Origin of the sequence: Candidatus Thiothrix phosphatis, assembly GCF_035668035.1 — a bacterium.
GTDB lineage: Bacteria > Pseudomonadota > Gammaproteobacteria > Thiotrichales > Thiotrichaceae > Thiothrix > Thiothrix phosphatis.
In genome coordinates this window covers 1-12,969 of record NZ_JAYMYJ010000165.1, presented here as the reverse complement: position 1 = coordinate 12,969, position 12,969 = coordinate 1, and the positions used below count along the sequence as shown (strand labels likewise).

Annotated in this window: 14 protein-coding genes; 12 read left to right on the top strand and 2 right to left on the bottom strand. The window is 57.6% G+C overall.

The genetic code is table 11. From position 1 onward, the window contains the following. Positions 1–22: 22 nt before the first annotated feature. Complete coding sequence (locus tag VSS37_RS21600) at positions 23–1,084, bottom strand: class III poly(R)-hydroxyalkanoic acid synthase subunit PhaC (RefSeq protein ID WP_324698614.1); 1,062 nt, start codon at positions 1,082–1,084, stop codon at positions 23–25. Positions 1,085–1,113: 29 nt separating this feature from the next. Next, entirely contained in the window at positions 1,114–2,223 is a 1,110-nt protein-coding gene (gene phaE / locus VSS37_RS21595) for a class III poly(R)-hydroxyalkanoic acid synthase subunit PhaE (protein WP_324698613.1), read from the bottom strand. Positions 2,224–2,435: 212 nt separating this feature from the next. Between phaE and VSS37_RS21590 the strand changes: the two genes are divergently transcribed. The 12 genes from VSS37_RS21590 (at position 2,436) to VSS37_RS21535 (ending at position 12,895) form a co-directional block, all read left to right on the top strand. Further along, positions 2,436–3,620: an acetyl-CoA C-acetyltransferase gene (locus VSS37_RS21590; RefSeq protein WP_324698612.1), complete on the top strand. Its 1,185-nt coding sequence runs from the start codon at positions 2,436–2,438 to the stop codon at positions 3,618–3,620. Between the two features lie 110 nt (positions 3,621–3,730). Continuing rightward, positions 3,731–4,459, top strand: a complete 729-nt coding sequence (phbB, locus tag VSS37_RS21585; protein WP_324698611.1) for an acetoacetyl-CoA reductase — start codon at positions 3,731–3,733, stop codon at positions 4,457–4,459. A 199-nt stretch (positions 4,460–4,658) separates the two neighbouring features. Then, positions 4,659–5,111, top strand: coding sequence for a polyhydroxyalkanoate synthesis repressor PhaR (phaR, locus tag VSS37_RS21580; RefSeq protein ID WP_324698610.1), 453 nt, complete (start codon positions 4,659–4,661; stop codon positions 5,109–5,111). A gap of 86 nt (positions 5,112–5,197) precedes the next feature. Continuing rightward, the gene (cas6, locus tag VSS37_RS21575) at positions 5,198–6,154 is read left to right on the top strand and encodes a CRISPR system precrRNA processing endoribonuclease RAMP protein Cas6 (protein ID WP_324698609.1); all 957 of its coding nucleotides are present in this window, start codon (positions 5,198–5,200) and stop codon (positions 6,152–6,154) included. Between the two features lie 19 nt (positions 6,155–6,173). Beyond that, a complete protein-coding gene (locus VSS37_RS21570; protein WP_324698607.1) occupies positions 6,174–6,833 on the top strand; it encodes a Uma2 family endonuclease in 660 nt (219 codons plus the stop codon). A gap of 98 nt (positions 6,834–6,931) precedes the next feature. Then, positions 6,932–7,306 (top strand): Uma2 family endonuclease, encoded by a 375-nt coding sequence (locus tag VSS37_RS21565; RefSeq protein ID WP_324698606.1) that lies wholly within the window; start codon positions 6,932–6,934, stop codon positions 7,304–7,306. A 75-nt stretch (positions 7,307–7,381) separates the two neighbouring features. Next, positions 7,382–7,531, top strand: coding sequence for a CRISPR-associated endonuclease Cas2 (locus tag VSS37_RS21560; protein WP_324698605.1), 150 nt, complete (start codon positions 7,382–7,384; stop codon positions 7,529–7,531). Further along, complete coding sequence (locus VSS37_RS21555; protein WP_324698604.1) at positions 7,524–7,706, top strand: hypothetical protein; 183 nt, start codon at positions 7,524–7,526, stop codon at positions 7,704–7,706. Before VSS37_RS21560 ends, VSS37_RS21555 begins: the two co-directional genes overlap by 8 nt. 74 nt (positions 7,707–7,780) lie before the next feature. Continuing rightward, the gene (locus tag VSS37_RS21550) at positions 7,781–8,362 is read left to right on the top strand and encodes a Uma2 family endonuclease (RefSeq protein WP_324698602.1); all 582 of its coding nucleotides are present in this window, start codon (positions 7,781–7,783) and stop codon (positions 8,360–8,362) included. Between the two features lie 126 nt (positions 8,363–8,488). Next, positions 8,489–9,622 carry a CRISPR-associated ring nuclease Csm6 gene (gene csm6, locus VSS37_RS21545; protein ID WP_324698600.1) on the top strand — a complete coding sequence of 378 codons (1,134 nt, stop codon included), beginning with the start codon at positions 8,489–8,491 and terminating at the stop codon, positions 9,620–9,622. Between the two features lie 58 nt (positions 9,623–9,680). Continuing rightward, a complete protein-coding gene (locus tag VSS37_RS21540; protein ID WP_324698599.1) occupies positions 9,681–11,285 on the top strand; it encodes an AAA-like domain-containing protein in 1,605 nt (534 codons plus the stop codon). Between the two features lie 5 nt (positions 11,286–11,290). After that, on the top strand, positions 11,291–12,895 hold the full coding sequence (locus tag VSS37_RS21535) for an AAA-like domain-containing protein (RefSeq protein ID WP_324698599.1): 1,605 nt from the start codon (positions 11,291–11,293) through the stop codon (positions 12,893–12,895). The last annotated feature ends 74 nt before the right edge of the window (positions 12,896–12,969 follow it).

Here is a 12,969-nt window from a genome sequence, read left to right as displayed (position 1 = left end):
TAGGATGTTTCTTCTAAAAATTTTAACTGCGCTCTGTCAACCATGCGCCTATTGCGGGCGGGATGGTTTTCTGCGCTTTGCCACTGACGTAAATGCCAATATGGCCGCCCTTGAAAGACAGCTCGGAATAATCACTTGAACTGGTCGCCCCATTAAGCACCCGCGAAGCGTCCGGCGGAACCAGATGATCCTGTTCAGCGAACACATTAAATATTGGTGCTGTGATGGACTTCAGATCAACAGCATGGCCACCGATTTGGAGCCCGCCTTTCAACAGCTTGTTTTGCTGGAAGAAATTCTTGGTGAACTCGCGAAAGGCTTCGCCCGCCTGGTCTGGACTGTCAAAAATCCACTTTTCCATACGCATGAAATTTTTCAGCGTCTGGCTATCCCCCATGACATCGACCATCCCCAAATATTTCTGCCCCATCAACTGATAAGGCTTGAGGTTGAGGAAAGTCCAGTTGAGCATTTCGCCTGGGACATTGCCAAGGGTGTCCACCAGCAAATCGATATCCATATTCTGCACCCAATGACTGAGCATATTGTCAGGGGTCTGGAAATCCACCGGCGTCACCATTGTCACCAAGTTTTTAATTTTTTCCTGATGCATGGCGGTGTAGCACAAGCTGAAAACGCCACCCTGGCAAATCCCCAGCAGATTGATGGCGTCCAGGCCATGGCGCGCCCGGATTTCATCCACGCAATTATCCAAGTAACCATTCAGATAATCATCCAGCGTCAGGTAACGGTCAGAAGCGTCGGGGTAGCCCCAGTCGACCAAGTAAACATCCTGCCCGGCATCCAACAGCCCCTTGATAGTGGAGCGGTTTTCCTGGATGTCAGTCATATACGGGCGATTCACCAGCGCATACACGATCAGCACGGGCATTTTATTGGTCGGCTCTTTCTCGCCGATATAACGGATCAGCTTGAGCTTGTCTTCTTGGTACACCACCTCGAACGGGGTGACGCCACTGGAAATCTCGCCGACTTCCATCAAGTTGGTCATACCCTGTGCGAGTTTCTCATTGAATGTTTTGACTTCGTTCAGAATTTCATCTGGACGCATTTGAAACGGCATATTCGTTCTCCTTGAATTCAGTCCGGTGATCAAGCGGAAGCAGCAGGTTTCTTGCTGGCGGCGCGGGGAGCTTTTGGTTTAGCTGACGCCTGGTTGTCGTCAGCATCCGAACCGCCATCCGTTACAGAAACTGGCAATTGTTCCGGAGCCGTTGACGCCGAACCGGCGGACATGGCGTCCACTTTCCGCGCCAGCTCCTGCAACTGCTTGCGCAGGGCGCGGTTTTCACGGCGAATTTCCTGCTGTTTCTGGAAAGCGGCATTCAGGTCTTTACGGGTTGGCAGATTGGCCGCTTCGTATGCACTGTCCAGTTCAGCATTAATCCCCTGTTTAAACGCCATCAAGGCATTGACCAGATCCCCATAGACCACCTGATATTCGTCGGTCATGGCGAACTTGCCGTAAACCTCTTCATTGACATCCACCCACAGGTCATAAAGCTCACGCAGGGTGCTGATCTTCTTGCCATCCTCACGCAAGCTGGCGACACGGGCGCGCAACGCAGTCACCGACTCAATACCCTGCTTGGCAAACGCCTCCAGGTAATCATCCATCGCCTCTTGGTAATTGGCCCCTAGCTGCGTCAAGTCTTGCAAGCGCTCCTGCGACTCACGGTTGAAGCCAACAGCAGGCGTGTCCAGCATCTTCCGCAACTGCTCATGCCAGTTTTCAGACAATGGCATGTGGAAACCACCAGCACCCATCTGTTGGAACGCCTGCATGCCCATGCTGTTGAGCACGCGCTGCCAGCTATCCATCGCCGCCTGGCCAATACCAAAGCCATGCGCCGTATATTTACCCGCTTCCAACTGGGTGCAGCAAGCGCGGAAACCGGACTCCATCGCGTCCATCCATGCATTCATGGCTTCCGTCCCGCTTGTTCCCGCCCTCTGGACGTTATAGGCGTTCTCAGCAAGGTTCATATAGACCTTGCCCATATCCACCATACGCTGGAAAGCATCGGTTGATGCGCCCGGCGCGGAATACTGACTAACTGCTTTCCACCATTGATCCAATCCTTGCGGCCAGGCCGACGCGCCGATATTGGGCATGACCGGCGAGCCAGGCTTTCCCATGTTGGCAAGCTCTGACCAAGCATCCCAATAACGCTTCTGCGCATCAGACCAACTTTTCATCATATTATCTGACCAAGCATCCATCACCATTCCCATCCTCCGCGTTAAAAAAGGTTGATTTTCACAAGCTTAACATGCTAATTTGTGCATCGCAACATTGTTGACAGTTTCGCTCAAAATGGCTTGCAATTGCAAGCCCTCTCGGCTTATTGTTGACACGCGTAACATTACACCACTCGTATCATACAGAACTTTATCCCCAGGAGAATGTTTTCATGCGCGAAGATATTGTTATCGTAGCCGCAGGCAGGACCGCACTTGGCAATTTTAGCGGTGCCCTCTCTTCAATTCCTGCGTCCGAACTCGGCGCTAAAGTCATCAAAGGGTTGCTGGAGCGTTCCGGCCTGAAACCCGAACAGATCAACGAAGTCATCCTGGGACAGGTCTTGACCGCTGGTGTCGGCCAGAACCCGGCCCGCCAAGCGACGCTGTCTGCTGGCTTGCCGGTTGAAACCCCTGCCATGACCATCAACAAGGTTTGCGGCAGTGGCCTGAAAGCCGTCCACCTCGCCTACCAGGCCGTTGCCTGCGGCGACGCCGACATCGTAATCGCTGGCGGCCAGGAAACCATGAGCGCATCCCCCCATGTAGTGCCCGGCTCCCGCAACGGCGTCAAGATGGGTGACTGGAAAATGGTTGACACCATGATCAAGGATGGCCTGTGGTGCGCTTTCAACGATTACCATATGGGCATCACTGCGGAAAACATCGCTGCCGAATACGGTTTCAGCCGTGAAGCGCAGGATGCGTTCGCCGCCTCCTCCCAGCAAAAAACCGAAGCCGCGCAGAAAGATGGCTTGTTTGCGGATGAAATCATTCCGGTCATTATCCCGCAGCGCAAAGGTGACCCGCTGGTGTTCGACACTGACGAATTCCCACGCGCAGGCACCACCGCCGCTTCCTTGGGCAAACTGAAGCCCGCCTTCAAGAAAGACGGCACCGTCACCGCTGGCAATGCTTCCGGCATCAATGACGGCGCGGCAGCCGTGGTTGTCATGACCGCATCCAAAGCGAAGGATCTCGGCCTGACCCCGATGGCGCGCATCGTTTCCTTCGCCAGCGCCGGTGTTGACCCCAAAGTCATGGGTACCGGCCCAATCCCAGCCACCACCAAATGCCTGGAAAAAGCTGGTTGGAGTGTGGCTGACCTTGACCTGATCGAAGCCAACGAAGCTTTCGCCGCACAGGCCATGTCCGTCAATGAAAGCCTCGGCTTTGACCTGAGCAAGGTCAACATCAGCGGCGGCGCCATCGCACTCGGCCACCCGATCGGTGCCTCCGGCGCACGCGTGCTGGTCACGCTGTTGCATGGCATGAAGCGCACCGGCGCGAAAAAAGGTCTGGCGACGCTGTGCATCGGTGGTGGCCAAGGCGTGGCGATGGCGGTTGAAGCGATTTAAACCTATCCTGGGCAGGGGAACAAGCAGCCCCTGCCCCCTGCATTTCCCCGTCCTTTATATACAGGAGCGGGGTTTCTGAAGAAATACATTAAATTATGAGGAGCATTCAGATGAGTAAAGTTGCACTGGTAACTGGCGGTACTGGCGGTATCGGCAATGCAATTTGCAAACAATTCGCAGCAGACGGCTATAAAGTGGCCACCACGTATTTCGAACCGGAAGAACAAGCCAAAGCTTGGCAAGCCAAGCAAGACTATGAAGTCGCCATCTACCCTTGCGACGTCAGCAACTATGACGACTGCGTCAAGCTGAAAGAAGCGGTGGAAAAAGACTTCGGCCAAGTGGACATCCTTGTCAACTGCGCAGGCATCACCCGCGACGCCACCTTCAAGAAAATCACGGCGGGGCATTGGGCGGCGGTTCTCAAGACCAACCTCGACAGCGTTTTCAACATGAGCCACCAGTTCGCCAACCAAATGGCTGACCGTGGTTTTGGCCGCATCATCAACATTTCCTCCGTCAATGGCCAGAAAGGCCAGTTCGGCCAGACCAACTACAGCGCAGCCAAAGCTGGCGTACACGGCTTCAGCATGGCGCTGGCGCAGGAAGTGGCGCGCAAGGGCGTCACCGTCAACACCCTGTCCCCTGGCTACATCGCCACGGAAATGGTCATGGCGATTGCCGAAGAAGTGCGCAACAAAATCATTGCACAAATCCCGGTAGGCCGTCTGGGCACTCCAGAAGAAATGGCTGCGATCGTTTCCTTCCTGGCATCTGACAAAGCTGGCTTCATTACCGGCGCCAACATCTCCGCCAATGGCGGGCAATTCATCCACTAAAACAGGGTGGTTAGGGTGGAGGCTCAGTTTTGGCGCCTCCACCTTTCAGATTCATGCCCATCATTCACCGCTTTTGTGCATAAAGGCATGGTTTTTGTGTGCATAACAAAACATTAACCTATAGAATCAACTATAGAAGCCGTGCCCAAGGCGGCCGCTTAACTTGATTCATCACAGACCAGCCCTTACGAATGATTTTATGTCTGAAGAACGCATCATCAAAAAATACCCCAACCGCCGGTTGTATGACACCAACCAGAGCTGCTACATCACGCTGAATGATGTGCGCGACCTGGTGCTGGCGGAAACCACTTTCAAAGTGATTGACCGGCAGTCCGGCGAGGACATCACCCGCAGCATCCTGTTGCAGATCATCATGGAACAGGAGTCGGGCGGGCAGCCGCTGTTCAGCGCCGAAATCCTGGAGCAATTCATCCGCAACTACAGTGCCACCACCCGCAAAGGCTTCATGGAGTACATGCGGCAAAGCGTCAACTTGTACAACCAGCAGCAGGAAGCCGTGCGTGAACAAATGCACAAGATCTTGGCAGGAACACCGCTGGATGTCTGGCTGAAAGTGGGCGAGCAGAACATGCAGACTTGGCGGACGATGCAGGAAAGCATCCTTTCCAACCTGCAACCGAAGAAATAGCCCCCGCCTTTCACAAGCTTACCAGCGTTTGCTGAAAAAGCATTCCGCAGTAAACTGGGCAGACCATTCCGACAATGAAGGTTCTGATGCCCGACTTCCGCTTGCCTATCGCCCGCTACCGCTTTGCGTTCCGGGCGCAAACCCCAATCCAATTCCCCGCTTACGCCGGTTCAACTTGGCGCGGCGCTTTCGGCCACGCGCTGCGGCGCACGGCCTGCGTCACCCGTGAGCCGCAGTGTGGGCAGTGCCTGTTGTGGCATTCCTGCGTTTACAGCCAGGTTTTCGAGACGCCTGCCGGGCGGGGGCCGCTGCTGGAAAAAATCAACGCCGCGCCGCACCCTTATATCCTGCACCCGCTGGCGACTTCGGGGAAAAGCTATGCGCCGGGTGAGGATTTCCATCTCCGCCTCACCCTGCTGGGCGGGGCGATTGCACACCTGCCGTACCTGATCCACGCGTTGCAGCAGGTGGGGGAGCGCGGCATTGGCAAGCATGACGGGCGCTATGCCTTGCTGGCAGTGGAGCAGGAAACAACCGTGGGCGGCGGCGAGTGGGTCAGCACCTATGCGCCGGGCGGCGGCTTGCAAGCATTGCCGGGGAGCGCGCCAACGGTTCCCGCCTTGCCGGAAGCAGTGCGGCTGCGGCTGCACACGCCCTTCCGCCTGTTGCAGGAGGGTTCGCCAGTGCATGGCGGGCGCTTCACCTTCCAATTGTTCTTCAATGCGTTGATGCGGCGCTTGTCGCTGCTGCATGCATTCCATGCCGGGGAGGAACTGACGGCGGATTTCAAGGCGTTGAGCCAGCAGGCGGCGGCGCTGCCCCTGTTGGAGCCGCAATTGCGCTGGCATGAGTGGTCACGTTATTCCAACCGGCAACAAACCAAGGTGCAGATGGGTGGCCTGTTGGGCGGCTTCGGTTTGCCGGTGGAACATCTGGCGGAGTTCTGGCCGTGGCTGTGGCTGGGGCAGTGGGTGCATGCAGGCAAAGGCGCGGTGATGGGCATGGGCGGGTATGGGCTGGACTGCTATACTGGGGAGCAATAGCCGGGAGGAGACAAAAGCGATGCAGTTCCAGTTCAGCCAGCTTACATTCCCACAGGATACCGAAGTTATCATCCACGATGTTTCATGGGAGGAATTCGAACGGTTCATGGATGAGCTGGGCGACAGAAGCAGCTTACGCATCCACTACAATCATGAGGCGATATATTTGATGGCTCCATCGGCAGGACATGAAGTCCCCAAAATCCATATTGGCAGATTCATTGAATATTTGCTGGAACAACAGGACGCCGCTTTTGAATCCCTGGGTTCGGTGACATTGCGCAAACAGGCCGCCAAGAAAGCTGCTGAAGCAGATGAGTGTTTTTACATTGAGCACGAGGCAGCCGTGCGCGGCAAGGACAAAATCAGTCTGGATGTTGACCCTCCACCCGATCTGGCGGTGGAAATCGACATTTATTCGCCCACCGACCGGGAGTTGTATGCCGCGCTGGGTGTGCCGGAATTATGGATTTACGACGGTCGACGGCTGGAAATCCTGGTGTTGCGGGATGGCGGCTATCAACCGCTGGAATATAGCCCGCACTTTCCGGGACTGGACTTGCGCAGCCATATCCCGGCCTTTATTGCACTGGGCAAGCGGGATGGGCGGATGGCGGCGATGAAGGCGTTCCGGCAATGGGCGGATGAAAACCCTGTCGCCCGCCACACTGTCGAATAATTCTCCCACCTCCCATTAAATTTCTATAAAATTAACCTAGCCCTGATTTAAAAGGGATTAAGGCTCGACAGCCTTGCCGTTACGGGGCGCGCGCAGCATTGCCGGGGCAGCGGCTTTCCCCTATTTACTACCCCGATGTGGTTGTCAGTTGCCAGCCGGATGAGGCCAGCGATTATTTTCTGGAAAAACCCTGCCTGATCGTGGAGGTGACTTCAAAATCCACCGAATGGAAGGATTATGCCGAAAAGCTGATCGCCCACCAGAAGCTGGATACGTTGCTGGCGTACCTGATCGTGGCGCAGGATCAACCGCTGGCGACCCTGTATTACCGTGACGCGGACGGCGGCTGGGAAGTCGCCCGCTTTGACGAACCGGGGCAGGCGCTGAACCTGCCTTGCCCCACCGCCGCCCTGAGTCTCGCGGACATTTACCAGGGTGTTGATTTCAGCAAAACGGTGGCGGAGGAGGGCTGACGCCGCGCCCGCCCGCAGCATTACAATTGTGCTGAACCGCCTGTGGCGCACGCTCAAACATCAGGAGGCTGACTGATGGCGCACCGCCGTTTGCCGCATATCATTGCCTATGACATCGCCGACCCGAAACGGCTGGGGCGGGTGCACCGTTACCTAAAAAAGATCGCCATGCCCTTGCAGTATTCGGTGTTCCTGATTGAGCTGGATGCGGAGCGCCGTGAATAAAGTGTCACATCATCTGGAAAAGCTGATCCACCCGAAGCAAGATGATGTGCGGGTGTATCCGCTGCCGGAGAACCCTGACTGGGTGAAGCTGGGCAAGCAGTTCCGGGATGACGGTTTGCTGCTGGTCGGGGTGAAATTGCCAGCCGATTTGCGGCAGGAACTGGATGCGCTGTAGCGGCCAGCCGTTTGCTTGCTTCGGGTGATGGCGGGCACTATGATCAAAACGGCAAGCACAACCGGAGGCATGACATGCTGGCAGCCAAACAAAATGATCACATCAGTGAAGCAGACTATTTGGAAGGCGAAAAGCTTGCCCAAGTGCGGCACGAATATGTCGATGGCAAGGTCTATGCCATGGCTGGGACTTCCCGGCGGCATAACCGGATTGCATTGAACATGGTTGTTGCCCTGCGTCAGGCCCCCAAAGATAAACATTGTGAAATACTCTCATCCGACGTCAAAGTCCGGGCCAACAAACGTAAAACCTATTATTACCCGGATGTCGTGGTCGGCTGTGATCCTGATGACACCAATCCTTATTATCTGGAAAAGCCCTGTCTGATTGTGGAGGTCACCTCCAAGTCCACCGAATGGAAAGACCGTCATGAAAAAGCCGTGGTTTACCAATCGCTGGAATCGCTGCAAGCCTATATGCTCGTATCGCAGGAAAAACCGCACATCACCCTGTATTACCGGGAAGACGATGACGGCTCGTGGTGGGTGACGGCCTTTGAGGGAATGGATCAGGTCATCCCGTTAAAATGCCCTGAGATGTCGTTAACCCTGGCGGACATTTACGAAGGCGTCGATTTCAGCCAGCCTGCTGAATAATGCTTCCACATTGCCCTGATTTAAAAGGGATTCAAGCATTTCGGCGAACTCGCCGTAGACCTTGACGACTTCCTGAATATTGTCGATAAAGGTTTACAAGCGCTGGGTTTTGCATATTATCTACGCATGAACCAGCCTGACCCAACCCTTCCCCATACCTACCCCCGCCGCATCCTGCTGGCGGTCGCGGCCAATTCCCCCCAGATAGTGACGGAAACCGTTTACGCACTGGCTTGCCAGCACATGCCGCCGTGGACGCCGACCGAAGCGCATGTGATCACCACCCAGCGCGGGGCGGAGCATGTGCGCAACGCGCTTTGCCCTGACCGGCAGGGCTGGCTGGGGCGGTTGTGCGCGGATTACGCCCTGCCCTGCCCAACATTTGCCGACAACCATATCCACCTGATCACGGATGCGGCAGGCAACCCGTTGGAGGATGTGCGCAGCGGCCCGGACAACACCCACGCCGCCGACTGCATCACCCGCACGGTGCGCCAGTTCACCGCTGACCCGGACGCCAGCCTGCACGTCTCGCTATCGGGCGGACGCCGCACCATGACCTATTACATCGGTTACGCGCTGTCGCTGTTTGGCCGCGCGCAAGACCGCCTCAGCCATGTGCTGGTGGAGGAGGAATACTACTTTCACCAGGAATTTTTCTACCCGCCGCCGCGCCCGCTGTGGGTGGTGCGGCAGGATGGCTCCGGCTTTGACGCCGCGCAGGTGGAAGTGACGCTGGCGGACATCCCCTTCGTGCGCCTGCGTGAAGGCTTGCCCGCCGGACTGTTGCAAGGTGGCGGCAGTTTCAGCGCTGCAGTCGCCGCCGCGCAACGCCGCCTTGACCCCCCCAGCGCGCATCTGGACTGGAACCGCGCCCTCCTGACCTGTGGCGGCATCAACGTCACGATGCCGCCGGTGCAACTGGCGTTCTATGCCTGGATGTTGCAGCGGCGGATGCAAGGCCTGCCGCCAGCCCACTGGACAGATGCGGAAACGCCCTCGCTGGCAGAACAATTCCTCACGGTTTACCAGCGCCTGCATGGCCTCACCGGCAGCTACGAGCAGGTGATGAAAGCGCTGGCAGGCGAAGGCATGACCAAGGCTTATTTCGAGGAACGCAAATCCGGCGTGAATGCCTCACTGAAAAAAGCGCTGGGAGCACAAATGGCGGAGGCGTACCTGCTGCATTCCCACGGCAGCAGGCCAGTGACACGGTTTGGGGTGCGGTTGCCGGTGGACGTTGTGCGGCTTGACGCCTGACAAGCGCATCCCGGTAGATGCTAGACTTGACCTATTCAAGCAAATTGCTGAGGCAGTCATGCAAAAACACTTCAACACCGCAGGCCCGATCGTTCCCGGCAAACACTACTGCATTGACCCGATACAGCGGCTGGACTGGGAGGAAATCCGCTACCTGATTGACGCCGAAAAATATTTCGTGCTGCACGCGCCACGCCAGACCGGCAAGACCTCCACCCTGCTGGCGATCATGGGCACGCTTAACCAGGAGGGCAACTACCGCGCCCTGTATGTCAATATCGAGGCTGCCCAGGCGGCACGCGGGGATGCTGAAAGCGGCATCGCCATCGTCTGCGAAACCATTGCCAACAGCGCCAGTGTCTACGGGATTGGGCCACGCCTGACAGAGATGGTGCATGAGTTGCTGTCCACCCAACAGGCACGCAGCGCCCTGACCACCTTGCTGTCACGCTGGGCGCAACTGAGCGACAAGCCCATTGTGCTGATGCTGGATGAGGCCGACGCGCTGGTTGGCGACACCCTGATTTCGCTGCTGCGGCAAATCCGTGCCGGGTATGCGCAACGCCCGCACGCCTTCCCGCAAAGCATTGTCCTCTGTGGGGTGCGCGATGTGCGTGATTACCGTATGCATTCCGCCCACCAGGAAATCATCACCGGCGGCAGCGCCTTCAACATCAAGGCAGAATCCTTGCGCATGGGCAACTTCACAGCAGACGAAGTGCACCAGCTTTACCAGCAGCACACCGACGCGACCGGGCAGGTGTTCGCGGCGGAACTATTCCCCGAACTGTGGGAGGACACCTACGGGCAACCCTGGCTGGTGAATGCGCTCGGCCATGAAATGACCTGGAAGGACAAAAGCGCCCGTGACCGCAGCACGCCGATCACCCTGGAACGTTACCGCGCCGCCCGTGAACGCCTGGTCCAGTCACGCGCCACCCATCTTGACCAGCTCACCGACAAGCTGCGCGAGCCACGGGTCCATGGCGTCATCAGCCGCCTGCTGGCCGGTGGCACCGGCACGGCCGGGACGACGGAGATTGCCAGCGATGACATCCAGTACGTGGAAGACCTCGGCCTGATCCGCCGTTTCCCGGTCACACAAATCTCCAACCGCATTTACCGCGAAATCATCCCGCGTGAACTGGTGTACGCCACCCAGTATTCCCTGGCGCAGCAGCAAAGCTGGTACCTAACCCCCCAGCGCCGCCTCGACATGCCCAAGCTGCTGGCCGCCTTCCAGCAGTTTTTCCGCGAGAACGCCGATGCCTGGATTGAGCGCTTTGACTACAAGGAAGCCGGGCCGCAACTGCTGCTGCAAGCCTTCCTGCAACGCATCATCAACGGCGGCGGGCGCATCAACCGCGAATACGGCCTCGGGCGCAAGCGCACCGACCTGTTCATCGAATGGCCGGTGGATGAGGCGCAAGGCTTTTACGGTGAAGTGCAGCGCGTGGTGCTGGAATTGAAGATCCTTTACAAATCGCTGCAGGCCACCCTGGGCGAAGGGCTGGAGCAAACCGCCGGGTATGCCGACCAGTGCGGGGCGGATGACGCCCACCTGATCATTTTCGACCGACGCCCGGAAACCGCCTGGGATGACAAAATCTGGCAGCGGCAGGAATCCTGGCAGGGGCGCGCCATCAGCGTGTGGGGGATGTGACCACCATGCAAAAACACTTCAACACCGCAGGCCCGATCGTTCCCGGCAAACACTACTGCATTGACCCGATACAGCGGCTGGACTGGGAGGAAATCCGCTACCTGATTGACGCCGAAAAATATTTCGTGCTGCACGCGCCACGCCAGACCGGCAAGACCTCCACCCTGCTGGCGATCATGGGCACGCTTAACCAGGAGGGCAACTACCGCGCCCTGTATGTCAATATCGAGGCTGCCCAGGCGGCACGCGGGGATGCTGAAAGCGGCATCGCCATCGTCTGCGAAACCATTGCCAACAGCGCCAGTGTCTACGGGATTGGGCCACGCCTGACAGAGATGGTGCATGAGTTGCTGTCCACCCAACAGGCACGCAGCGCCCTGACCACCTTGCTGTCACGCTGGGCGCAACTGAGCGACAAGCCCATTGTGCTGATGCTGGATGAGGCCGACGCGCTGGTTGGCGACACCCTGATTTCGCTGCTGCGGCAAATCCGTGCCGGGTATGCGCAACGCCCGCACGCCTTCCCGCAAAGCATTGTCCTCTGTGGGGTGCGCGATGTGCGTGATTACCGTATGCATTCCGCCCACCAGGAAATCATCACCGGCGGCAGCGCCTTCAACATCAAGGCAGAATCCTTGCGCATGGGCAACTTCACAGCAGACGAAGTGCACCAGCTTTACCAGCAGCACACCGACGCGACCGGGCAGGTGTTCGCGGCGGAACTATTCCCCGAACTGTGGGAGGACACCTACGGGCAACCCTGGCTGGTGAATGCGCTCGGCCATGAAATGACCTGGAAGGACAAAAGCGCCCGTGACCGCAGCACGCCGATCACCCTGGAACGTTACCGCGCCGCCCGTGAACGCCTGGTCCAGTCACGCGCCACCCATCTTGACCAGCTCACCGACAAGCTGCGCGAGCCACGGGTCCATGGCGTCATCAGCCGCCTGCTGGCCGGTGGCACCGGCACGGCCGGGACGACGGAGATTGCCAGCGATGACATCCAGTACGTGGAAGACCTCGGCCTGATCCGCCGTTTCCCGGTCACACAAATCTCCAACCGCATTTACCGCGAAATCATCCCGCGTGAACTGGTGTACGCCACCCAGTATTCCCTGGCGCAGCAGCAAAGCTGGTACCTAACCCCCCAGCGCCGCCTCGACATGCCCAAGCTGCTGGCCGCCTTCCAGCAGTTTTTCCGCGAGAACGCCGATGCCTGGATTGAGCGCTTTGACTACAAGGAAGCCGGGCCGCAACTGCTGCTGCAAGCCTTCCTGCAACGCATCATCAACGGCGGCGGGCGCATCAACCGCGAATACGGCCTCGGGCGCAAGCGCACCGACCTGTTCATCGAATGGCCGGTGGATGAGGCGCAAGGCTTTTACGGTGAAGTGCAGCGCGTGGTGCTGGAATTGAAGATCCTTTACAAATCGCTGCAGGCCACCCTGGGCGAAGGGCTGGAGCAAACCGCCGGGTATGCCGACCAGTGCGGGGCGGATGACGCCCACCTGATCATTTTCGACCGACGCCCGGAAACCGCCTGGGATGACAAAATCTGGCAGCGGCAGGAATCCTGGCAGGGGCGCGCCATCAGCGTGTGGGGGATGTAAAGGAAGGCAAAACCACCTTTGACAAGCTTGTCATCCGTGACAAATGGTTTTTACTGGTTAATAATTCATTAATA